24 protein-coding genes are annotated in these 22514 nt (G+C 41.1%); 1 reads left to right on the forward strand and 23 read right to left on the reverse strand.

Annotated elements, in window-relative coordinates; all coding sequences use genetic code 11:
• Positions 1–8: 8 nt before the first annotated feature.
• The 23 genes from cccA to rpsU form a co-directional block, all read right to left on the reverse strand.
• Positions 9–368 (reverse strand): cytochrome c550, encoded by a 360-nt coding sequence (gene cccA / locus V7L95_RS18330; protein ID WP_008342390.1) that lies wholly within the window; start codon positions 366–368, stop codon positions 9–11.
• 301 nt (positions 369–669) lie between these two features.
• Positions 670–1791 (reverse strand): RNA polymerase sigma factor RpoD, encoded by a 1122-nt coding sequence (gene rpoD / locus V7L95_RS18335; RefSeq protein WP_008342392.1) that lies wholly within the window; start codon positions 1789–1791, stop codon positions 670–672.
• A gap of 203 nt (positions 1792–1994) precedes the next feature.
• Positions 1995–3824, reverse strand: a complete 1830-nt coding sequence (gene dnaG, locus V7L95_RS18340; protein WP_008342393.1) for a DNA primase — start codon at positions 3822–3824, stop codon at positions 1995–1997.
• Positions 3825–3857: 33 nt separating this feature from the next.
• A complete protein-coding gene (locus V7L95_RS18345) occupies positions 3858–4358 on the reverse strand; it encodes a YaiI/YqxD family protein (RefSeq protein ID WP_008342395.1) in 501 nt (166 codons plus the stop codon).
• A 261-nt stretch (positions 4359–4619) separates the two neighbouring features.
• A complete protein-coding gene (locus tag V7L95_RS18350; RefSeq protein WP_108611178.1) occupies positions 4620–5441 on the reverse strand; it encodes a pyruvate, water dikinase regulatory protein in 822 nt (273 codons plus the stop codon).
• Between the two features lie 25 nt (positions 5442–5466).
• Positions 5467–6105 carry a helix-turn-helix transcriptional regulator gene (locus tag V7L95_RS18355; protein ID WP_024423017.1) on the reverse strand — a complete coding sequence of 213 codons (639 nt, stop codon included), beginning with the start codon at positions 6103–6105 and terminating at the stop codon, positions 5467–5469.
• A 166-nt stretch (positions 6106–6271) separates the two neighbouring features.
• Positions 6272–8317 (reverse strand): glycine--tRNA ligase subunit beta, encoded by a 2046-nt coding sequence (gene glyS / locus V7L95_RS18360; protein ID WP_282833853.1) that lies wholly within the window; start codon positions 8315–8317, stop codon positions 6272–6274.
• Positions 8310–9197: a glycine--tRNA ligase subunit alpha gene (gene glyQ, locus V7L95_RS18365; RefSeq protein ID WP_003217487.1), complete on the reverse strand. Its 888-nt coding sequence runs from the start codon at positions 9195–9197 to the stop codon at positions 8310–8312. Before glyQ ends, glyS begins: the two co-directional genes overlap by 8 nt.
• A gap of 329 nt (positions 9198–9526) precedes the next feature.
• Positions 9527–10297 carry a DNA repair protein RecO gene (recO, locus tag V7L95_RS18370; RefSeq protein ID WP_007501304.1) on the reverse strand — a complete coding sequence of 257 codons (771 nt, stop codon included), beginning with the start codon at positions 10295–10297 and terminating at the stop codon, positions 9527–9529.
• Positions 10298–10332: 35 nt separating this feature from the next.
• Positions 10333–10476, reverse strand: a complete 144-nt coding sequence (locus V7L95_RS18375; protein ID WP_008342408.1) for a YqzL family protein — start codon at positions 10474–10476, stop codon at positions 10333–10335.
• A gap of 147 nt (positions 10477–10623) precedes the next feature.
• Positions 10624–11529: a GTPase Era gene (gene era, locus V7L95_RS18380; RefSeq protein WP_007501305.1), complete on the reverse strand. Its 906-nt coding sequence runs from the start codon at positions 11527–11529 to the stop codon at positions 10624–10626.
• Positions 11522–11920 carry a cytidine deaminase gene (locus tag V7L95_RS18385; protein WP_008342410.1) on the reverse strand — a complete coding sequence of 133 codons (399 nt, stop codon included), beginning with the start codon at positions 11918–11920 and terminating at the stop codon, positions 11522–11524. The genes era and V7L95_RS18385 overlap by 8 nt, the downstream gene beginning before the upstream one ends.
• 112 nt (positions 11921–12032) lie before the next feature.
• The gene (locus V7L95_RS18390; RefSeq protein WP_008342413.1) at positions 12033–12419 is read right to left on the reverse strand and encodes a diacylglycerol kinase family protein; all 387 of its coding nucleotides are present in this window, start codon (positions 12417–12419) and stop codon (positions 12033–12035) included.
• Positions 12397–12876 carry an rRNA maturation RNase YbeY gene (gene ybeY, locus V7L95_RS18395; RefSeq protein ID WP_007501310.1) on the reverse strand — a complete coding sequence of 160 codons (480 nt, stop codon included), beginning with the start codon at positions 12874–12876 and terminating at the stop codon, positions 12397–12399. The genes V7L95_RS18390 and ybeY overlap by 23 nt, the downstream gene beginning before the upstream one ends.
• On the reverse strand, positions 12877–14967 hold the full coding sequence (locus V7L95_RS18400) for an HD family phosphohydrolase (RefSeq protein ID WP_171814642.1): 2091 nt from the start codon (positions 14965–14967) through the stop codon (positions 12877–12879). It lies immediately after the preceding gene.
• A 138-nt stretch (positions 14968–15105) separates the two neighbouring features.
• Complete coding sequence (locus V7L95_RS18405) at positions 15106–16065, reverse strand: PhoH family protein (RefSeq protein WP_008342419.1); 960 nt, start codon at positions 16063–16065, stop codon at positions 15106–15108.
• 3 nt (positions 16066–16068) lie between these two features.
• Positions 16069–17259 carry a sporulation protein YqfD gene (yqfD, locus tag V7L95_RS18410; RefSeq protein WP_041090989.1) on the reverse strand — a complete coding sequence of 397 codons (1191 nt, stop codon included), beginning with the start codon at positions 17257–17259 and terminating at the stop codon, positions 16069–16071.
• Positions 17260–17277: 18 nt separating this feature from the next.
• A complete protein-coding gene (gene yqfC, locus V7L95_RS18415; protein WP_003217398.1) occupies positions 17278–17559 on the reverse strand; it encodes a sporulation protein YqfC in 282 nt (93 codons plus the stop codon).
• A 206-nt stretch (positions 17560–17765) separates the two neighbouring features.
• On the reverse strand, positions 17766–18245 hold the full coding sequence (locus V7L95_RS18420; protein WP_052320623.1) for a hypothetical protein: 480 nt from the start codon (positions 18243–18245) through the stop codon (positions 17766–17768).
• Positions 18246–18276: 31 nt separating this feature from the next.
• The gene (gene floA, locus V7L95_RS18425) at positions 18277–19269 is read right to left on the reverse strand and encodes a flotillin-like protein FloA (protein WP_007501317.1); all 993 of its coding nucleotides are present in this window, start codon (positions 19267–19269) and stop codon (positions 18277–18279) included.
• 27 nt (positions 19270–19296) lie between these two features.
• Positions 19297–20610 carry a nodulation protein NfeD gene (locus V7L95_RS18430; protein ID WP_017358017.1) on the reverse strand — a complete coding sequence of 438 codons (1314 nt, stop codon included), beginning with the start codon at positions 20608–20610 and terminating at the stop codon, positions 19297–19299.
• A gap of 141 nt (positions 20611–20751) precedes the next feature.
• Positions 20752–21201: a GatB/YqeY domain-containing protein gene (locus V7L95_RS18435; protein ID WP_007501319.1), complete on the reverse strand. Its 450-nt coding sequence runs from the start codon at positions 21199–21201 to the stop codon at positions 20752–20754.
• Between the two features lie 14 nt (positions 21202–21215).
• A complete protein-coding gene (gene rpsU, locus V7L95_RS18440) occupies positions 21216–21389 on the reverse strand; it encodes a 30S ribosomal protein S21 (RefSeq protein ID WP_003152957.1) in 174 nt (57 codons plus the stop codon).
• A gap of 182 nt (positions 21390–21571) precedes the next feature.
• Between rpsU and V7L95_RS18445 the strand changes: the two genes are divergently transcribed.
• Positions 21572–22501: a Na/Pi symporter gene (locus V7L95_RS18445; protein ID WP_046527149.1), complete on the forward strand. Its 930-nt coding sequence runs from the start codon at positions 21572–21574 to the stop codon at positions 22499–22501.
• Positions 22502–22514: the final 13 nt, after the last annotated feature.

Here is a 22514-nt window from a genome sequence, read left to right on the forward strand (position 1 = left end):
GCGCTTTATTATTTAATTTTGGATACCCATTCTGACATTTCATCGAGCTTTTCATTCGGAATTAGCCCGCCCGGCATCCCATTTCCGCCTTCTTGAATTTTCTTCTTGATGTCTGCTACTTCAAGCTTGTCGCCAACACCTTTTAATGCAGGACCAGCGCCACCTTCGTAGTTTTCCCCATGACAGCTAATACAGTTCTGCTTATACAATTCTTCCGGCGTTGCATTTGCGGTCTCTTCTTGCTTTTGCTCTTTGCCCCCAGAGGCAATTTTGTCTTCATCTTTCAGCCCCTTCATTGATAAGAAAAAAGTGAGTCCAATACCTAAAATGGCAATCAATAAGAATGGTATAAGTGGATTCCGTTTCATTTCTTTCATCCTCCCCTTTGTGAAAAACCCCTTTGAGACTATGCAAACAATTCTAATTCTACTTTAATTTTACAAAAAGTAAACGAATTATGATACAAAACTTTGGTCAAGTTCACAGATTAGACAAAAATGATTCAAAATGAGAAAAGAAGCCTTCAGCACATTTAGATGTATTTTTTATACATCTTTTCTCTAAGAACGTTGCAAATTCATTTGTTATTCAGTAAAATATAATCAGATCAAAAAAGCGTTTTCATTTTGATGAAGAAAGAACGGATCTCTCTCAAGATCCGTCCGGTTTCTATTCTAAGAAGTCTTTTAATCGTTTACTTCTGCTTGGGTGTCTTAATTTACGAAGAGCTTTCGCTTCAATTTGGCGAATGCGCTCTCTTGTTACGCCAAACACCTTTCCTACCTCTTCTAATGTGCGTGTTCTTCCGTCATCTAGTCCAAAACGCAGTCTCAGCACATTTTCTTCACGGTCCGTTAGCGTATCTAATACATCTTCAAGCTGCTCTTTTAAGAGCTCATAGGCAGCATGGTCTGATGGAGAAGTCGCCTCTTGGTCTTCGATAAAATCACCAAGATGCGAGTCATCTTCCTCACCAATAGGTGTTTCTAAAGATACTGGCTCTTGCGCAATTTTAAGAATTTCTCTTACTTTCTCTGGTGTTAAATCCATGTCTTCCGCAATTTCTTCTGGCGTTGGTTCTCTACCTAGATCTTGTAGAAGCTGTCTTTGAACACGGATTAATTTATTAATGGTTTCCACCATATGAACCGGGATCCGGATTGTTCTCGCCTGATCGGCAATCGCACGTGTGATCGCCTGTCTAATCCACCAAGTCGCATATGTTGAGAATTTGTATCCTTTGCGGTAATCAAACTTCTCAACCGCCTTCATGAGCCCCATGTTTCCTTCTTGAATCAAGTCAAGGAACAGCATACCACGACCAACATAACGTTTCGCAATGCTGACAACGAGACGAAGGTTCGCTTCCGCTAATCTTCTTTTTGATTCCTCATCGCCTTCTTCAATCTTTTGAGCATACGTAATCTCTTCTTTCGCAGATAGCAAATTGACGCGCCCGATCTCTTTTAAGTACATACGAACAGGATCATTAATTTTGACACCTGGTGGTACGCTTAAATCATTCAGGTCAAATTCCTCTTCTGCCTTAGCCAGCTGCTGAACATTTGGGTCTTCAGTCTCTTCGTTTTCACTGATGAGTTCTACACCCTGTTCGCCTAAGTATTCATAGTATTCATCCATCTGGTCTGATTCAATTTCAAAGCTAGACATACGCTCTGCAATTTCTTCGTATGTTAAAACGCCCCGTTTTTTACCCGTTTCAGTGAGCTTATCTCTCACCTGTTCAAAGGTTAATTCAGTTTCAGTTTCGTGGGCTTGTTTATCAGCCATTATGGATCCCTCCTTCCAAAGCTTGCAACGAATTCTAAAGTAACTTGCGATTTGCTTCTGCTCTGCCTTTCTCTCTCTATCAAACAGAATGAGCAAATAGGAATAAAATAAATAATGATGAAGGCAAGATGCTTGCGGTCTTATGCTCCTCCCATTAAAGGATTCATTGCCAGCCGTAAGTCTTGTCATAAATAGTAGACGTATTACTTCAGCGAACGGTTCAACTGAATAATTTCTTTTGCAAGTGTTGCCGCTTTGAAGAAATCTTTTTGCCTCTCCGCCTCTGCACGTTCTAGTTCTTTTTCCTTTATCATTGACAAATTCCGATGATTCAACACTTTTTTTACATAATCACTTAATTCAGCTTCACTTAGTTCGTCTCCAACTTGAATCATGAAAATATCCGTCAGGAGCTGATTGATCACATCATCTTCTATACGGTTCATCAGATGCTGCGGGGTCGGCTCCTTGCCTTCTTCATACAATGCATAAATGTATGTTGCCAGCGCTCTGTGCGAATCTATATTAAATTCAAACCCTATCCTATCAAGCACTTTTCGGATCACGTCATCATTTTTCAACATATGTGCAAGGAGCATTCGCTCTGCGTTTTCATATGCCGGCCTTAGACGTTTTCGTCTTACCTGTGTTGACAGATGTGCACGCCGCTTTTCAAGCCCATTTTCTTCTTGCGAGCTCTTGGCCTCTTGTCGCTGCTGCTTTTCAAAAAGCTCCAATTGCTCCTTTAATGAGTCAAGTGAAATGGAGAACTCCCCGGCCAGCTGCTTCATGTAAATCTCTTGTTCCAAGGAACCGTTTAATCGGCTGATTTCTCGGAGAACCTGCTTCATGTAAGTCAGGCGGTCTCCTTCGTCAGACAAATTCTTTCCTCTTCGGAAAAAATTCATCTTAAATGTCATTAATGTCACACTTGCATCTATGATGTCATTCCTAAATTTCTCGCCGCCATATTTACGAATGTAATCATCTGGATCAAGTCCATCTGGTATCATGGCAACGCGAACTTTACATCCTCTTTTTCCAAGCAAATCTGATGCTTTCATGGTCGCTTCATACCCGGCCGTGTCAGAGTCATAACATAAAATGATCTCTTCAACGTTCCGCCTAAGAAGCTTTACGTGCTCTTCTGTTAAAGACGTACCCATTGTTGCAACACTTTCGCCAACACCACTTGTGACAGCCGAGATGACGTCAGCAAATCCTTCGAAAAGGACTGCACGTTCGCGTTTTCTAATATGCATACGCGCGTCATGAAAGTGATAAAGCAGCTTACTTTTATGAAAAAGTGGCGTTTCAGGACTATTCATATACTTTGGCTGCTGATCACCAAGTGATCTTCCAGAAAAAGCGACGACCGTCCCGTGATGATCATGAATTGGAAACATGACACGATCTCTAAAGCGGTCAAAAAAACCTGTGCCGTTTTCTCGTTGAATCAAAAGACCAGCCTTCTCCATCATCGCAGGATCAAACCCTCGTTTTTCTAAAAACTTGGTCACGAAATCCCACGAGTCGAGAGCATACCCGATCTCAAACTTGGCAATTGTTTCATCCGTAAAGCCCCTGGACCTTAAATAATCGAGTGCGTTTTGACCTTCCTTTGTATTTACCAGCAAATGGTGGTAAAATTTCTTAAGAAGCTCATGCGCCTCAATCATTTTATGATCTGCTGTATCCTCTTGCTGTGAGGAACTGATCTGCGCATTCGCTACATGATCCGGCAAATCAATATGGTACTTATCAGCAACATGTGAAACGGCTTCAATAAATGAGTAGCCTTCCATTTGTCTGAGGAACGAAAATACATTGCCTCCTGCACCACAGCCAAAACAATGGAAGATTTGCTTATCTGCTGAAACAGAGAATGAAGGAGTATTTTCACCATGGAATGGACAAAGACCGAAGTAATTCCGCCCTTGTTTTCTAAGCTGTACGTATTCTCCAATCACTTCGACAATGTCTGCGTTTTTTTGGATTTGCTCCAAAAGTTCATCTGGTATACGTTTGCTCATCCTAATAACACTCCGTCGTACATTATTCGCCTTTTAATTCAAAAATCCTTCATGATTCGACAGGATTTTTTGTAGTTGGGCAATAAATCGCTTTTTATCCTCTTCTAAAAGCTTTTTGGGACCTTTTCCGTATACACCTTTTCTTCGCTGTTTACTGGAAACATGCCTGCGTTCCAAATCAAAATCAATTGTTTCGTTTGTGTACATTCGTCCTCTTTCAGACAGAACAATGACTTGTCTTGGAAGCAGTAAGGAGGCCAGACCAATATCCTGGGTGACAACAATATCGTGCTTGACAGCTAAGTTCGCAATGACTAAATCTGCTGCTTCCTTATGTGTATCAACAAACCGCCAATCTTCAAGTGGTGATCGTTTGGTTTGAAAATGCTCATATGAAGCAATGAAAGTCACAGGTACTTGAAATTGAGATGCGACAGAAAGGATTTCGTCTTTTACAGGACAAGCATCTGCATCGACATAAATCGTCCTTTCTTTTTTACGTTCATTCAGGTGACTAATTCTCCATCCCTCCACCTTATTCCTGCTTTAGAGAAGCAAAAAGACCATACTTTTCCCCCATAAAGCAATCAACAGTAAAACTCATTTTGTCGAAAAGTTATGTTCAGAATCACTTGACTTCTGCCAATATTAGTTTATTCGTTCTTGACTTAACTTAAACCTAAAATCAATCATTTTATCACAATTTTTTATTATAATACAAATGCAGCAAATATGCTATTGTTTTTGTTTACCCGTTTCCCACCATAGGAAAAACCCAGGAGGAGCATCCTGAGTTTATTCGGAACCTCTTTTGGTCAGCATTTGATGAATGACATTTGCTGTCTCCTCAACTGCTTTATTCGATACATCAACAACTTGACAGTTAATGCGGTCAACCACTTTTTCAAAATATTCTAGTTCCTCTTTAATCCGCTCGATATTCGCATAAATGGCACGGTCATTTAAACCGAGTGATTTTAAACGTTCTTTACGGATATGATTCAGTTTGTCTGGACTAATTTTCAGGCCGATGCATTTCTTGGGATCAACTGAGAATAACTCCTCTGGCGGATCAACTTCAGGAACAATCGGAACGTTTGCTACCTTCAAGCGTTTATGTGCTAAGTATTGAGAAAGTGGTGTCTTAGACGTACGTGATACACCAATCAGCACAATATCAGCCTTTAGAATACCTCTTGGGTCCCGCCCATCATCATATTTCACAGCGAACTCAATGGCTTCTACCTTTTTAAAATAGTCCTCATCTAATTGACGTACACGACCTGGCTCATGTTTCGCTTCATTTCCATATGCCGTCTCCATTTTATCAATAAGTGGACCGATAATGTCATAGTATATGACGCCATTCGCTTCTGCTTCTTCTATTAGGAATTGGCGCATTTCTGGAACAACAAGAGTAAAGCAAACGATTCCATTATCTGCTTTCGCCAATGAAATCACTTCTTTAATCGTACCGACATCCTCTACATATGGGATTCTTCTAATATTCGAATGGTCGGATGAGCCGCCATCAAATTGGCTAAGTGCCGCTTTGACCACGAGCTCTGCCGTTTCTCCTACTGAATCTGATACAACAAAAATTACGCGATTACTCATAACATCCCCTCGCAGTCTTCTGTAATTAGATAATTTCGTTCTCTGATAAGCTAACAAGTATTTTCGTCATGTTTGTTTTCGTAATTCTGCCGACCACTTCAAAGCCTTTATCCGTATCTTTTATAACAGGAAGTGCATCTATTTGCTTTTCAATCAAGTGCTTGGCCACATCCATAATAAAATCTTCTTTGCGGCAAACGGTAATGTTCGGCATTCTTGTCATAATAATATGGACAGGTATAGATGGAAGCTCTTGTTTCCCAATACTTGCTCGAAGGAGGTCTTTTCTTGATAACACGCCTGTTAAAATAGAGTGATCGTCCACAACGAATAATGTGCCCACATCCTCTAAAAACATCGTACAAATCGCATCATAAACCGAAACATTCTCGTGTATCACGACCGGAATGGACTGAAAATCTTTCACTTGAAGTTTTTTCAGCTTATCTGCCAGAAGCTGCGTGCCTGTTTTGCCTGTAAAAAAGTAGCCGACCCTTGGTCTTGCTTCTAAAAAGCCAGACATCGTTAAAATGGCTAAATCCGGTCTGAGGGTAGCCCTTGTTAAGTTCAGCCGATCGGCGATATGCTCTCCAGTGATCGGACCATTCTCTTTGACAATCTGTAAAATCTGCTCTTGCCGTTTATTTAACTCGATTGTACTCACCACCTTTAAATAGAGAGAGCGAATCCTTACTTTATGTATATCAATTTCATAACTCATCATATTATAGCGCATCTTTGTCCGAATGAAACAAAAATCCACTCAAAAACCGTGAATTAAATGAGTAAAAAACGATTGCCCTTCGAAAAAGGCAACCGTTCTTAGGTATTTATTTTACAATTAAATTGTTCATATTCGCAAATGATTGAATGACTTTTGCAAGTTTGACCATTTGTGCCAAACGATTTTGTTTCAGTTTTTCATCATCGGCATGAACCATGGTATGGTCGAAATAATGAACAATTGGTGCTTTTAATGTATCTAGCGCTTCAAGTGCTGATTGGTACTGACCTTTTGCCATATACTCGTTGACGGCTTTTTCCGCTTGCTGATACGCTTCAAATAGCTTTTGTTCGTGTTCATTTTCAAACAGTTCAGGCTGAATCTGTGCGTCTTCCCCTTTTTTACTGATTGAAATGACGCGGCCTAGTGCCTCAGCCGTTTCTTTGAAACTCTCCTGTTTCACGCTCTCTTCAAGAACAGCTGCTTTTTTCACAACCGCATATGGTTCAATATTTTCAACATCAAGGACTGCTTCCACCACGTCATGACGGATATGTTCTGCTTGGAGAACATATTTCAAACGGTGTGTTAAAAATGCAATGAGAGCAGCTTCATGTTTAGTCTCTACTTGAGCTAGTGCTAAAAGCTCTTTAAATGAAAGATTCCATTGGCGGTCGAGCAGGATTTGAACGATACCGCTCGCTTGTCTTCTTAATCCATAAGGATCTTGAGAGCCCGTTGGAATGACATCAATTGAGAAGAATGAACAAATAGAATCTAACTTATCCGCCACTGCCACAATCGCCCCAATAAGTGTTGACGGCGCATCGTCACCGGCAAAACGCGGCATATAGTGCTCGTTGATACTCTTTGCCACTTCTTCATGCTCGCCAAGTGCTCTAGCATATTTTTCACCCATGATTCCTTGCAGTTCTGGGAATTCATAGACCATCTGAGTCACAAGGTCAAATTTAGAAATACTGGCTGCTCTTGCAGCGCGTTTAGACGTTTCTTCATCTGCACCCACATGACTAGCAAGGCGGACGGCAATGTCTGTTACTCTTTTCAGCTTGTCGCCAATCGTGCCAAGTTTCTCATGGAATACGACTTTATCAAGCTTTTGAATGTTGTCTTCAATGACGAGTTTTTCGTCTTCTTTATAGAAAAATGCCGCATCTGATAAACGTGCACGAAGGACCTTTTCGTTCCCTCTTGCCACATTTTCAAGTGCCTCACTGTTTCCATTTCTGACCGTAATAAAGTGCGGCAGTAATTCCCCTTGTTCATTTTTCACAGGGAAATAACGCTGATGCTCTTTCATTGTCGTGACAAGCACTTCTTCCGGCAGCGCAAGAAATTCTTCTTCAAAAGAACCAAATAGAACGGTTGGATATTCAACGAGATCGTTCACTTCTTCTAGAAGCTCAGGATCAACTGGAATGACCCAGCCTTTTTCGGAAGAAAGCGCATGTAATTGCTCAGTAATTAATTGTTTTCTTTTATCTGAATCTACAATGACAAATTGATCTCTTAATGTTTGCTCATAAGAAGCTGGTGTGTCAATGCTGGCTGTCGTTCCTAGGAAACGATGTCCTCTAGTCTCCCGTCCGCTTTTCACTCCTGCAATTTCGACAGGAATGATCTCTTGACCAAATAAACAAACAATCCATTTAATTGGACGGATATAGCGTAAATCCTCGCTTCCCCATCTCATGTTCTTTGGAAAACTCAATGAAGCGGCAATGTCACCCAATGCTGGAAGAAGGTCTTTGACTTGCTTACCTTCTTGAAACTTTTGGACATGGACATAATCCACACCTTTGATGTCTTTGAAATACAGATCATCAGTTGAAGCGCCTTGTCCGCGGGCAAAACCTTCGGCAGCTTTTGTCCAGTTGCCTTCAGCATCTTGAGCAATCTTTTTAGCTGGTCCTTTTGCTTCTTCTTTGATGTCCTCTTGTTTTTCTGCAACACCTTTGACGAGTACAGCTAGACGTCTTGGTGAATTAAATAAAGCAACGTCTTCGAATGAAATATTTTGCGCTACGAACCAAGCTTTTACTTTGTCACCTAGCTGCTTTGTGCTTTCTGGCATGAAACGAGCCGGCATCTCTTCTAAGCCGATTTCAAGTAATACATCTTGTTTATTCATGAGAAGCCGCCTCCTCTTTTAGCATAGGGAATCCTAGTTTTTCTCGTTCTTCGTAATATGTTTTGGCTACTTTTCTCGCTAACTGACGTACTCTTCCGATATAGCCTGTTCGCTCAGTCACAGAAATCGCGCCTTTGGCATCAAGCAAGTTAAATGTGTGAGAACATTTGAGTACATAATCATATGCCGGGTGAACAAGCCCTTTGTCCATTTGACTATGTGCTTCTTTTTCATACGTTGTAAATAAATCGAACAGCATATCCGTATTAGATGTTTCAAACGTATACACAGAATGCTCGTATTCAGCCATTAAGAATAAATCTCTTACAGTAAAGCCATCTGTCCATTCAAGGTCAAATACATTTTCTTTGTCCTGGATGTAAGAAGCAAGACGCTCAATTCCGTATGTGATTTCAACAGAAACTGGCTTACATTCTAAACCGCCGACTTGCTGGAAATACGTAAATTGCGTAATTTCCATTCCATCAAGCCAAACTTCCCAGCCAAGTCCTGCGCAGCCAAGAGATGGGTTTTCCCAGTTGTCTTCAACAAAACGAATATCATGTTTCAGCGGGTCAATGCCAAGCGCCTTCAATGATTCTAGATACAGTTCTTGAATATTGTCAGGTGATGGCTTAATGATCACTTGAAATTGATGATGTTGATACAATCTGTTTGGGTTTTCTCCATATCTGCCGTCAGCCGGGCGTCTTGAAGGTTCTACATAAGCTACCTTCCATGGCTCTGGCCCAATGCTTCTGAGGAACGTGTATGGACTCATCGTTCCAGCACCTTTTTCTGTGTCATATGCCTGCATTAATACGCAGCCTTCATTTGACCAATGCTTTTGCAGTGTCAAAATCATGTCTTGAATATTCAATGATCGCACCTCCATCTTTTTTACACCATCCGCTATGTATGGCGGTGGGGCCTAGAACCTCTTTGCAAAACACAAAAACTCCCGTCTCTATGCTCGCAAGGTTCCTTGCAAACATAGGGACGAGAGTTTTTCCCGCGGTTCCACCCTATTTGCTGGTGTCGTAGCACCCAGCCGCTTTGTTTTACGTTGCTCAAGAATGCCTTTCGTTACGTGTCCATCCTTAGCTCACACCGTCCTAAGGTCGCTTTTATGGCTGATACGTAAGTACTTCTTTCTGTCAATGCAACATATTTGATCTTAGATGATCTTACAAAAAGTCACGAGAGATGTCAACTTTTGTTTTCACCGTCCATTAGCTTTTTCATGGATTCCATTTGATTCATGAATTTTTTTGATTTTAAATAAAGACCTGAATACTCTTCATAATAATGATCGAGCACTTGACGAATTTCTTGTTTCGTTTGTGGTTTCACGTCAACCTGACCAAGCCTTGATAAATCAAAATAATGAAACAAACGGAGCAGTCTTGCTGCTGCTGGGGATAAGGGCAGTTTATATGGATCTTTAGAAAAGCATTGCCTACAGATGAATCCGTTATCTCTAATTGAGAAATGGAACTGCCCTTCTTTTTGACCGCAGTGTACACATTGGTCCAGTTCAGGCTTCAACCCCATCACTGACAGCATTTTAACCTCTACGATAAATAAAATAATATCAGCATCTGTGCCTTCATTGAGATGGCGTAAAGATTGAAGAAGAAGTTCAAACAAGTAAGGGTTTGGCTTCTTTTCTTCTGTTCCTTTATCAAGTAATTCTGTCATATATGCGGCATATGCAGTCAGAAATAAATCTTCCCGAATGGTTCGCATGCTTTCCATCATTTCACCTTGCTGGAGCGTTCCAAGTCCTGTTGATGATTGGATCAGGAAGGTTCCGTATAAAAACGGCTGGCTTATGGCTGACAGGCGGCTGTTCGATTTCTTAGCGCCTCTTGCCATCACACCAATTTTCCCATGTTCTCTAGTGAGCAGCGTGACAATTTTGTTTGTTTCGCCATAATCTGTTGTTCTAAGGACGATTCCTTCACTTTTAATGAGCATTTGTCTACACTCCGAGCATTGGAGGGGGTCAAGAATTATAAGATTGGAAAATCAAGTCGTGCTATTTCTTCTTCAAGTACATCGGGTCTTTCCAGGTTCTCCTTTTCTAACTCTTTGAAAAGCAGATACGTGTCAACGCTTCCTGTTTGTGAAAATACGTTCCATGTAAAATTCAACATAAAAACCCCACCTTTCTTTATTAGAAGCAGCAACGCTACATCCAACATATTAATTTTATCTTGACCAGGCTACCTCCATTTCATGATAAACAATTTTTACTAATCGAACCGCACCATTGTCAGATCTACTAACAACTGTATCGGTTTTTAATATTCGTCTTCTCTAAATCCGAAATCACGAAGATGTGTGGATTTATTACGCCAGTCCTTCTGCACTTTTACCCAAAGCTCTAAATACACCTTTGAGCCTAAAAGTGCTTCAATGTCTCTGCGCGCTTTTTGTCCCACTTCTTTTAATAAGCTGCCGCGCTTACCAATCACAATCCCTTTTTGTGAATCACGTTCTACGACGATGGTCGCTGCAACATGAATCTTGCCGTTTTCATCTGGCTTGATCGATTCAATCGCAACCGCAATACTGTGAGGGATCTCTTCTCTCGTTAAATGCAGCACTTTTTCACGAATTAATTCAGAAATAATAAATCGCTCTGGGTGATCTGTTACTTGATCTGCCGGATAAAATTGAGGGCCTTCTGGAAGATAACCTTCAATTTGCTGAAGAAGCGTATCAATGTTGTTGCCTTCAAGTGCTGAAATTGGCACAATTTCCTTAAATGGGTAACGTGTACGGTATTCATCAATTAAAAGGAACAGTTCATCCGGATGAATTTGGTCAATTTTATTGACGACAAGGAACACCGGTGTCGATGTTTGCTTTAGTCGTTCAATGATGAATTCATCACCTTTTCCATAGCCTTCCTGTGCGTTGATCATAAACAAGATCAGGTCGACTTCCTTGAGTGTATTTTGAGCCACCCTCATCATAAAATCGCCAAGTTTGTGCTTCGGTTTATGAATTCCTGGTGTATCGATAAAAATCGTTTGTGACGTGTTCGTTGTCAGAACACCTTGCACTTTGTTTCGAGTCGTTTGGGGCTTATCACTCATAATCGCAATCTTTTGTCCAATTACACGATTAAGAAAGGTCGATTTCCCTACATTTGGTCTTCCAATAATTGATACAAATCCTGATTTGAAGCTTTCGTTAGTCATTTAAATCCTCCGGTGAAAATGCGCCTGGCAATAGTTCGTTTACTGTCGTTTCGTATATATGACCTTTTAAGTTCGTTAGAATCACTGGCATATCAGGTGCACATAGCTCTGAAATGACCTGTCTGCATGCGCCGCATGGTGAAACAGGCCGATCTGTATCAGCCACTACTGCAAGCATTTGAAAAGATGTGATGCCCTCTGAGTACGCTTTAAAAAGTGCTGTTCTTTCCGCACAATTACACATACCATATGCTGCATTTTCAATATTGCAGCCGCCATACACTTTTCCGTCATGCGATAATAATGCTGCACCGACTTTGAATTTAGAATAGGGTACATATGCAAAATCTCTTGCTTTGACTGCTTCTGAAATCAACTCTTGTTTGTTCATTCTAGTTCCCACTTTCAGAAGAAATGGTACCACTGTCACATTTATATTTTACATAATTCACGTGACATTTTCACGCCCATTTCTAAAAATGTTAATAAATAGTAATATTGTTCTATTGCATGATCTTCGGTAAGAAGATGATCAACCCAATCATAACCGAAATGGCGGCGTAAACGCAAACAGCGCCTGCTGCGGCGTCCTTCGCTCTCTCAGCAAGAGGATGCTTCTCTTCTGTGAAAAGATCTACTGTATGTTCAATCGCTGTATTCACAAGTTCTAACGCAAACATCCCGCCACATAAAAGCAGAATGATCATCCATTCAACCGGATGAATGTGAAACCAAAAGCCGCAAATCACCACGATGATGGCTGCGACTGTGTGAAACCGAAAATTCCGTTCATTCAAGAAAGTTCGCCATATTCCTCTAAATGCATAATAAAAACTCCGAAAAAAACGGACAAGCGGCGTTCGCTTCTTACGATGATCTCGAAAGGCCATAATCATCCAAAATTTTTGTCTGTTTGGCGAACATTTCTTTTTCATCTTCTTCTGTCATATGATCATAACCAAGCAAATGAAGAAAACCATGAATCGTTAAAAATCCTAGCTCTCTCATAAAGGAATGTCCATATTCCTCTGCTTGCTCTTTCGTTCGATCAACACTAATGATAATGTCACCTAGTACCGGCGGAATGTCATCAGCACCAATGATTTCAATTTCCCCTTCGCCTTCTTCCTCAAGTGCAAATGAAATCACATCTGTTGGTGCATCTTTTCCTCGGTATTCTTTATTAATTTGATGAATTTCCTCATTCGAAACGATCGACACTGATACTTCCGCTTGATCTTTTACCTCAAGGGCATCCGCAGCAAATTGAAGAAGCTTTTCCACTTCTTCAAGCTGCTCTTTCGATACTTGTCCTGTTTCATCTATTAAATCGATTAACAATGTCATTTACTTCACCTTCTGCTTCGGGGCATCTGGATATTCAATCCGAGAATGGAAAATCCCCTTTAATGTTGTACAAATTGTTTGGCTAATAATATTTAATTCTTTAAATGTCAGATCACATTCACTAAATTGCCCATCCTGCATCTTATCTGAAATAATGCCTTTGACAAGCTTTTCAATCCGCTCAGGGTTTGGATTATGCATCGAACGAACCGCCGCTTCCACGCTGTCAGCCACAGAAATAATGGCCGCTTCTTTCGATTGCGGTTTTGGACCAGGATAACGAAATTCTTCTTCTGTCACCTGATCATCCCGTTCTTTTGCCTTATAGTAAAAGAATTTCAGCAGGGACTTTCCGTGATGCTGTTCTGCAATGTCCACAAGTTCCTCTGGAAACTTCTTTTCTCTCAGCATTTCAGCACCATCTGTCGTATGGGCAATAATAATATTCTTGCTCAGCTGAGGAGAAAGCTTGTCGTGCGGATTATCAATGTTCATTTGGTTTTCAATAAAGTATTGTGGCCTTTTCGTTTTCCCAATGTCATGATAATAAGCTCCAACCCTTGCTAACAATCCATTTGCACCAACTGCTTCACATGCAGCATCCGCTAAATTCGCCACCATGACACTATGATGATATGTACCTGGTGTCTCTGTTAAGATCTTTTTCAGCAGCGGATGATTCGGGTTCGATAATTCAATAAGCTTCATGGTCGAAAGAATGCCAAACATGCTCTCAAAGACTGGCATTAACCCGATAACCAAAATAGCCGATGCAAACCCTGACACAATCGCCATGATGAGGTTTACACCTATTTCAAGCCCTGATGGAGAAGAATTTTGAATCAGCGTAATGGACAGCACAACAAGTACATTCACCAAAGCTACCCAAAGCCCCGCCTGCAAAATTTTCGATCTCGCATTATGTTTTCTCAAAAATAAAATCCCCGCCATCCCACTTATTAGATAATAAGCACAGATGACATAGTTAAAGACGCCTGTTACTCCTTGATTAAACATCATACTGCCGCAAAGGGCAAATACAAGGCCGGAGAAGATCGCCAGCCGCTCATTGATCAGCAGCTTAATCAGCATCGTACCAAGTGCAACAGGCACGACGTAGCCGATGGTTGTATATTTGGTTTCCTGGAAGAGACTGAATACTTCCATGATGATTAAAATAATGGTGAAAATAAGCGAGTACAGCAGTAACGATTTATTCTTATGGACGAGCGACTTTTTCCTCGATTCAAGTGAGTGGACAATCGCCGCTAAGAAAAGACCGATTAAGATGATAAGACCGCTTACAGGCTTAAACAAATTGGAACTGTTTAAAAGACCGGTCAGTTCTAATTTACGATACACTTCACGGTCAATGAGCTCGCCTTCTTCCACTAAAATTTGCCCTTGCTTGATTTGAACTGGCTGAATATTATCAGCTGCTTCTTGTCTTTTCTTCTCTGTTGCCACCGGGTCAAATACATAGTTTGGAATAATCGCAAATTCACCAATTTCTTTCGCTGCATTTAAATATTTTGACGGAATCGAATTGTTTTCAAGCTCTGCTTTCACTTGTTTTTTCTCATCTTGCAGCTTAGAAGCTGTGATTTCTTTACTCATGAGAGAATTGACCACTGTGATGATGGAGTCCTTTGTAAAAGAAAGGTTTTCGTCGCTTGCTTGGAGCAGTGCTTTAATCGATTGATCCGAAACAGCTTCCTGCATATCGGTTGTGAGTTTCTCTTTTACACGCTTCGCCATCTCTTGATCTGTTGGCGGGTTCTCTTTGTCATCAGCTGCTGCTTTCTTCTCTTCTTTAATGGCTTCAAAGAGGGATGAAATGAGGTCAACACGATTATCAGAATATGCTTTTTTGAGTGTATATTGGTCTTCCACTTGATCCGTTGCTTCTTGTTTCTTTTCTTCTGTTGCTTCTTGGTCATCAACGGTAGACGGAGAATAGATGGTCTGTTCGCTCACTGAAAACAAATCTAGGTCGAGCGATTCAGGTTTTACATGGAAGAAGAGCACCACAAACATGATGGCCGCTAAACCAGCGTATAGCAGTACGTTTAAATAGCGTGAGCGCTCCATTTTCTGAGGTTCTTTTTTAGACAGCAGCCTTTTGCGCTTACTGCCTTTCTGATTCTTTCTCAAGGAAAGTACCTCCTTTTTTACTTTAAACCACGATCGAAACAAAATGACCCGATTAAGGCGATCGGGTCACTCAGTTCATTTTTGCTTTTCGTATGCTCCAATGATCTTCGCCACAAGCGGGTGTCTGACCACATCTGTCTGATCTAATTCAATGAATGAGATACCCTTGATCTCAGCAAGCATGTCCTTTGCAGCTGCAAGGCCTGACTGCATACCTTTAGGCAAATCAATTTGTGTAATATCTCCTGTAATGACCATTTTAGAACCAAAGCCTAGTCTCGTCAAAAACATTTTCATTTGAGCTGGCGTTGTATTCTGCGCTTCATCTAAAATCACAAATGCATCATCAAGCGTCCGCCCTCTCATATAGGCAAGAGGGGCAATTTCAATCACTCCGCGCTCAATTAAACGTTCCGTATGATCACTACCAAGCACATCGTGCAAAGCATCATATAGCGGTCTTAAATAAGGATCGACTTTTTCTTTTAAATCTCCTGGCAAAAAGCCAAGACTTTCTCCTGCTTCAACAGCTGGCCTTGTCAGGATAATCCGTTTGACATGTCCATTTTTCAGGGCATGTACGGCGTTGACCACTGCCAAATACGTTTTACCTGTACCAGCAGGTCCAATCCCAAAGACCAGATCATCTTTTTTCATTGCCGCAGCATATTCACGCTGGCCGATCGTTTTGACTCTGATCGACTTTCCTTTGGCATTTTTCGTAATTTCATCTTCATACATATTTTCAAAATAATTGAGCTTGTCTTTTTGCGCCATTTTAATGGCATAGACGACATCCCGTTCAGAAATCTCAATTCCTTTACGAATGAGATGTAAGAGAGATGTAATCAAACGGCTCACAGTATCTCTTGATGCTTCCTGACCAGAAACATACACTTTCTCTCCACGTGTGATAATGGAGACATTCAGCTCGTTTTCCATCAGTTTCAGATAAGCATCTTGATTGCCAAATAAAGCAATGGCTTCGTTTGGGCTATCCAATTTTTGTTGAATCTCAAGTAAATGTTCTGTCATTCTCTAGTCTCCCTGAACAATAGGTGTTGGTTGAACAATATCTTCTATTACTTGGTAAAGGATGATTAACTTAACTTTACCATTCCCTGTTGTCTCGTGCAAAACTTTTTCACTTTTCACCTCACCTGTTTGACCTAGCTTTTCTTCTAATTCTTTTTTACCCATTTTAATCCCTGCTTGAACCGCTTCTTTATTTGTGTATTCTCGATTTATTTTTTCACTTTCTCGTGTGATTTCCTTTTCATAGGAGAACGGCAATTGCATATTCAAAAAATGAAGCGGGTGAACTTCTGTTTCTGTTTTCGGCTGCTGAAAATCATCTTTTTTAAAGGAAAATCCCCAAAATGGGATGGAGCCTCCAAACAAGGAGAGCTTGTGCTTTGTCTTCATTTTACCCGTAAAGACATCAAAAGATGTTCGGAGAGGGACAGAAACTTCAGATCGGTACCATGTTTCACCATAGATTTTCGCTTTAGCTCCGACCGTTTTTTTCTGATCTTCACTCCCAATTAAACCTGAGACGAGCATCTGCCCTTTTTTCACATGCTCATCGACCTGGGCAAGCGGTTCCCCCTTTTCTACATACATTCTCGTGATGACCGCCTTTTTCTTGGCAACGATGTGCTGAGGACTTGTATATTTCTCCTTTTCAGGTTCATTTTTTTCGACCACTTTCATTTGAAACGTCGTTCCGTTCAGTTCAACTCCGACCCATGTAATGCTCTGAATATTGGTCGTCAATGATTTTTGTATTTTTTCAGGGGTCCCCATGAGAAACTGAAACCGCCCTTTTTGTACCCCTATTTCGTCCAGATGCTTTCTCATTTGGTGTTCTGTTTCTGGATTCGCACCTTTAATCTCAATTTTCCACACCATATTTGAAAGAGCCAATATCGTCACTAGGAAAAAAGCCATCCCGAGGGTGAAGCCAATATTTCTTCTCGACCATAGAAGAAGAAACGGGAACCCTTTCTTTTGATGAAACGAACATTTCACCTCATGATGTCTGCGCACTTTTCTAAAGGCATGTACATCTGAGAGGCGAATAAATAAGCGCACGCTGTCTTGACGGCGGCTCACTTGAAAAATTGTGATCCCCTGTCTCGTGCACTCATTGATCAGCCGCTCAATACCGCTTCCTCTTATCTCCACTTCCACTCTGCCAATAAAATAGGCAAACCATTTGTTCTTCACGTTTCTCCCCTCCGTCAGTTAAGAATCAATATAACGGACCTCATCGATTTTCCCCTCTAATAAGATCTCTTCTGGCAAAATCGTTTTAATCACAAAGTCTTTTCCTGAAATAATGCACTGTCCTTGCTTGAGCATCAGCCTTACCTCTTGATCACTGAAAAGTAAAAGCCCTTTATGGTTCTCTATGTAAATATGGAGTCTGCCAACCATCGTAATACGGGGAAGATCCATCATCACGTCCGGAGGGATTTCAAGTGTTCTTGTCAGCCATGCTTTAAGTTGATTTTTTCTTTTTCCCATTCAATAAGAACCCCTTCCCACCTCATGTGTATGAGATCAAACTGAAAGATGGTGAGACTGATGAGAAAGTCTCTATATCATCCTATTCCTCAGCGGTTCATATCATGCTAATGAATCCCGTAAAACAGCCGTTTCATCATTTTGACTAAGAAAAGTCTCCATTACACAACAAAAAAGCCCCCTTAAGGATGAGGGGGCTTACTTCTTTATCTTTTATATGGTCGTTTCATCGTTCGATGCGGCTTTTTCGCACGAGGCTCTCCAAATACTTCACCAAGGATCATCCCTTGAACGACCGTATCTTGGTTGAGTTTCTCAATCATTTTCGGCTTCATTCCAACAGATGCTGCCTTTGGCCTTGTAAGTTCTCTTTCAAGCGATTGAAACTCTTTATTCAGCTCGCTTTTTCTTTCTTCCATTTCGGCAAGTGTAGCTGTATAACGATCCTGTAAGGACTGTGAACCTTGTTTCTTCATCCCGCCATGATCATGTACATCGCCAAAATCGTCCAACTGGTCTGTTTTGACCGGGGCTGCTCGTGTTTGTTCTGCCTTCTTTTGAGGAGCCGGCTTTTGCTGCCGGTTATTTTGTTCCTTCTCCTCTTGTTTGCCGATTTTCCCAAAGACCGCAGAGATAATACCGATGATAATCGCTATTAGTAACGGATTTTCAAATAGAATGTCCAATGGGCTCCCTCCTTAAAGCGTGAGAGGATGCTTATTTGTTTTCATTATCAGATGGACCTTTTGTCATTTTGCCAAATGAATCTCTCATATCCGTATCAGCATCGATATTCTTAATGTTCATGTAGTCCATAACTCCAATATTACCTTCACGTAGTGCTTCGGCCATTGCAAGTGGTACTTCAGCCTCTGCTTCTACTACTTTCGCGCGCATTTCTTCAACTCTCGCACGCATTTCTTGTTCTTGTGCAACAGCCATCGCGCGGCGTTCTTCTGCTTTCGCCTGTGCAATGTTTTTGTCGGCTTCTGCTTGGTCTGTCTGCAGGATCGCCCCGATGTTCTTACCGATATCAACATCTGCGATATCAATCGAGAGAATTTCAAATGCTGTACCTGAATCTAATCCTTTACCAAGAACCGTTTGAGAAATCATATCAGGATTTTCAAGAACCTTTTTATGATTATCTGATGAACCGATTGTCGAAACAATCCCTTCACCTACACGAGCAATGATCGTTTCTTCCCCTGCACCACCGACAAGTCTGTCAATGTTTGCACGAACTGTAATACGTGCTTTTGCTTTTACTTCAATCCCGTCCATCGCAACACCTGAGATAAATGGTGTTTCAATGACTTTAGGGTTTACACTCATTTGGACAGCTTCAAGTACGTCACGGCCTGCTAGGTCGATTGCCGCACAGCGAGCAAAGTTCAATTCGATATTCGCACGCTGAGCTGCGATCAGTGCGTTGACAACTCGGTCTACGTTACCACCTGCAAGATAGTGGCTTTCTAATTGGTTAATCGTCGCATCAAGACCTGCTTTATGCGCTTTGATGAGCGGGTTGACCACTCGGTTTGGAATCACTCGGCGAAGCCTCATTCCTACAAGTGTAAAAATGCTCACTCTTACGCCAGCCGCTAGGGCAGAAATCCACAGCATCACCGGTACAAAGGTGAAGAAGATCGATAGAACGATCAAACCTGCTGCGATAATCACAAATAATAGTAAAGTAGATGGATCCATTTTATTCCTCCTATAAAATCAGTATATCTATACTTTCCTCACGACAATGCGTGAGCCTTCCGCTTTCACAATTTTTACTTGTTCATCCTTATCGATAAAAGCACCTTCTGACACAACATCAATGCGCTCGTCACCGAATACAATCGTACCAGATGGACGAAGTGCTGTTGCTGTCACTGCGATTTGTCCTACAAGATCATCTCTTGTTTCATTTGAGACATAACCACTTTCTTTATTGGTTGAATCGGTTAAAATGAACTTTTTAAAAAATTTCATACGTTTCCCCAACACCTTTGTCAATAAAATAACTGCTATGATTGAAACAGCAGTGGCAATCAAGATGGAAATCGCCATTTCTGTAAAGCTTCCAGCTGCTAAAAATAAGCTGACAACGACACAGATTAGTCCAATGACACCCACGATTCCCCCTGGCAAAAATAATTCCAGAATGATCAACACAATCCCTGCCAAAAACAGGAACAATGTCTCATATCCTGCAAAACCTGCCACGAGATGACCATAAAAGAATAGAAGAAGCGCTGTGACTCCCATGGTGCCTGGGACCCCAAAGCCGGGAGAATATAATTCAACAATTAACCCTAAGCTCGCGATGGATAAAAGGATAGGAATGACGATCGGATGCGTGAGAAAACGCGCAACCTTTTCAGCAAAGCTCACTTCATCGTATTGAACAGAAGCATCTGCTAAGTTCAGCTTCTGAAGCAAGTCATCCAAATTTTTCGCTTCTCCTTCTGCATAACCGAACTGAAGTGCCCGATCTGTGTTAAAGGTCAGCAATTCTCCTTTTGGTGCACCAGCTTCTTTTGCGTCTATATCTACATCTGCCATCGCAAGAGCATATTTTGGATCACGCCCCTGCTTTTCAGCAGCGTCACTCATTTCAGCAAGCCATAGAGATTCAGATTTTTGATCGGCAGCGTTGCCTTCACCATCAATAATCGCAGCAGCCCCCATCTTTCCATTTGGGGTCATATAAATTTGATCGGCATTTAAGGCAATGAATGCCCCGGCTGAAAGCGCTCTATGATTCACAAACGCTGTCACTGGGATATCGGATGCACGAATGGTATCGGCTATTTCAAGCGCCGCATCGACTGCACCACCTGGTGTATTGATGTCGAGAATGATGTGCTTCGCCCGTTCCGACTTTGCCTGCTCAAATGATCGTTCAATGAATTTAGAAAGTCCTTTTTCTACTGTATCTTCAATTGGGATAACATGAACTTTCTGATCTGCTGATTTCGCGGTCAATTGAACCCCTAATAACAAGCATATTATAAAACAACTGAAGAGAGCAATAGAAATTTTCATTTTTTTCATCTATTTGGTGATCCCCCCTCTCTTTCTTTCATTTTACCGTTCCTTTACATACGTTACAAATGTATCATAGGTTTCATTTTTATATGACAGGTTTATGAAGACATAAAAAAAGTACCCTTCTAACATGAGAAGGATACTTTTTTATTGAGACAGTTGCTCGCTGACAAGTCTGTTAATCACAGCACCATCAGCTTTACCTTTTACTTTTGGCATAATAGCGCTCATCACTTTACCCATATCAGCTTTCGATGAAGCACCGGTTTCGGCGATTGTTTCTTTCACAACCGCCTGCAGTTCTTCTTCAGAAAGCTGTTCAGGTAAATAAACGTCTAAAATGTCAATCTCTTTTTGAACTTTATCTACTAAATCTAAGCGATTAGCTTTCGAAAATTCATGGAGGGAGTCTTTACGTTGCTTAATCTCGCGGGAAAGGACGGTTAGTTCCTCATCTCCGGTCAAACTGTCTTTCTTAAGCTTTATTGCTTCATTTTGCAGTGAAGCCTTTACCATACGAATGACAATAAGCTTGTCTTTCTCTCGGTTTTTCATAAAAAGCTTCATATCAGAATTTAATTGCTCAAGAAGACTCATAAAATCCACCCTCTTTAGAATTTACGTTTTCTAGCAGCTTCAGACTTTTTCTTACGCTTTACGCTAGGCTTTTCATAAAATTCACGCTTTCTTGCTTCTTGCAATGTTCCAGTTTTGGATACACTGCGTTTAAAGCGACGAAGAGCATCTTCAAGCGATTCGTTTTTTCTAACGACCGTTTTTGACATTCTCTTTCCCTCCCTCCGAATACACCAATCGACTGCATTAAAAAAAGATATACATGCAAAACATGTACCTAGACATTATAATATAAGCCTAGGTTGAGGTCAACTAAGTGATTTGGAAATATATTTTCGTCATGAGCAGGTAGACAAGTCCATATATTCATTGGTAAGAGGAGGACTTTTCTATGATGGCGATCATTTATTTTTGTGCACTTATTTTCATTTTTTTATGGGCAATGGGTTTTCTTAGGAAAGGATTAATGGCGCTCACGTCGTCTCGTATTGAGAAATCACTTCTTCTCTTTACAGATCATCCAGTCAAAGCATTCTTGGTCAGTATTGTGTTTACAGGGGTTCTTCAAAGCAGTTCGGCGTTTATGGTCATCGTTATCGGCTTTGTGAGTACAGGCATTCTCACGTTTAAAAAATCCATACCCATGATTCTTGGAACGAATATCGGCTCAACATTTACGACAGAATTTATTGCCATTAAGATGGACGTGTTTATGTGGGTTCTGATTGCAGCTGGTCTTTTATGTATCATTTTGGGCAGGAAGTCTTTTCGATATGCAGGAAAAAGTTTATTTGGGCTTGGCATGATCTTTTTTTGCATTCAAGGTTTTTCAAAAATTGCAGGTATGATGACCAGTCAGCCAGAGACACTGCATTTCCTTGAAATGATGCAACACTCCGATTGGACAGCTCTTCTCTCTGGTACAGTGCTCACGGCGATTGTTCATTCAAGCTCCGTATGTATCGGTATTTTGATGGGATTTATGAATGAAGGGACTGTCGCTCTAAAAGAAGGCATCAGCTTTGTTTTAGGGTCCAATATCGGGACATGTATTACTGCCGTGATGGCTGCTATCTCTGGCGGTTATGCAGCACGCCAAACCGCGTATGCACACGTTGTGTTTAATGTTCTAGGTGTTCTTTTATGTCTTCCTTTTCTCGCCTTTATCACAGAGTTTGTTGCGCTTCTCGCAAGCTCTCCTGCCCAGCAGATTGCGCACTTTAGTCTGCTGTTTAATGTGGCAAGTTCTCTCCTCTTTTTCCCGTTCATCCGCCCTTTTCACGCCTTGATTTTGTTCCTTCTTCCGAATCGGTCAACATAAAAGAAACCGGCTT

The organism is Bacillus sp. PPSBB_11, from assembly GCF_038023285.1.
Classification (GTDB): Bacteria; Bacillota; Bacilli; order Bacillales; family Bacillaceae; genus Bacillus; species Bacillus altitudinis.

Excerpts from the sequence above, each read along its gene's own strand:
- cccA (WP_008342390.1), bottom strand. The coding sequence starts at position 368 with ATGAAACGGAATCCACTTATACCATTCTTATTGATTGCCATTTTAGGT.
- rpoD (WP_008342392.1), bottom strand. The coding sequence starts at position 1,791 with ATGGCTGATAAACAAGCCCACGAAACTGAAACTGAATTAACCTTTGAA.
- dnaG (WP_008342393.1), bottom strand. The coding sequence starts at position 3,824 with ATGAGCAAACGTATACCAGATGAACTTTTGGAGCAAATCCAAAAAAAC.
- V7L95_RS18350 (WP_108611178.1), bottom strand. The coding sequence starts at position 5,441 with ATGAGTAATCGCGTAATTTTTGTTGTATCAGATTCAGTAGGAGAAACG.
- glyS (WP_282833853.1), bottom strand. The coding sequence starts at position 8,317 with ATGAATAAACAAGATGTATTACTTGAAATCGGCTTAGAAGAGATGCCG.
- recO (WP_007501304.1), bottom strand. The coding sequence starts at position 10,297 with ATGCTCATTAAAAGTGAAGGAATCGTCCTTAGAACAACAGATTATGGC.
- V7L95_RS18375 (WP_008342408.1), bottom strand. The coding sequence starts at position 10,476 with ATGTTGAATTTTACATGGAACGTATTTTCACAAACAGGAAGCGTTGAC.
- era (WP_007501305.1), bottom strand. The coding sequence starts at position 11,529 with ATGACTAACGAAAGCTTCAAATCAGGATTTGTATCAATTATTGGAAGA.
- V7L95_RS18385 (WP_008342410.1), bottom strand. The coding sequence starts at position 11,920 with ATGAACAAACAAGAGTTGATTTCAGAAGCAGTCAAAGCAAGAGATTTT.
- V7L95_RS18390 (WP_008342413.1), bottom strand. The coding sequence starts at position 12,419 with ATGGCCTTTCGAGATCATCGTAAGAAGCGAACGCCGCTTGTCCGTTTT.
- ybeY (WP_007501310.1), bottom strand. The coding sequence starts at position 12,876 with ATGACATTGTTAATCGATTTAATAGATGAAACAGGACAAGTATCGAAA.
- V7L95_RS18400 (WP_171814642.1), bottom strand. The coding sequence starts at position 14,967 with ATGGAGCGCTCACGCTATTTAAACGTACTGCTATACGCTGGTTTAGCG.
- V7L95_RS18405 (WP_008342419.1), bottom strand. The coding sequence starts at position 16,065 with ATGACAGAACATTTACTTGAGATTCAACAAAAATTGGATAGCCCAAAC.
- yqfC (WP_003217398.1), bottom strand. The coding sequence starts at position 17,559 with ATGGGAAAAAGAAAAAATCAACTTAAAGCATGGCTGACAAGAACACTT.
- floA (WP_007501317.1), bottom strand. The coding sequence starts at position 19,269 with ATGGATCCATCTACTTTACTATTATTTGTGATTATCGCAGCAGGTTTG.
- V7L95_RS18430 (WP_017358017.1), bottom strand. The coding sequence starts at position 20,610 with ATGAAAAAAATGAAAATTTCTATTGCTCTCTTCAGTTGTTTTATAATA.
- V7L95_RS18435 (WP_007501319.1), bottom strand. The coding sequence starts at position 21,201 with ATGAGTCTTCTTGAGCAATTAAATTCTGATATGAAGCTTTTTATGAAA.
- rpsU (WP_003152957.1), bottom strand. The coding sequence starts at position 21,389 with ATGTCAAAAACGGTCGTTAGAAAAAACGAATCGCTTGAAGATGCTCTT.
- V7L95_RS18445 (WP_046527149.1), top strand. The coding sequence starts at position 21,572 with ATGATGGCGATCATTTATTTTTGTGCACTTATTTTCATTTTTTTATGG.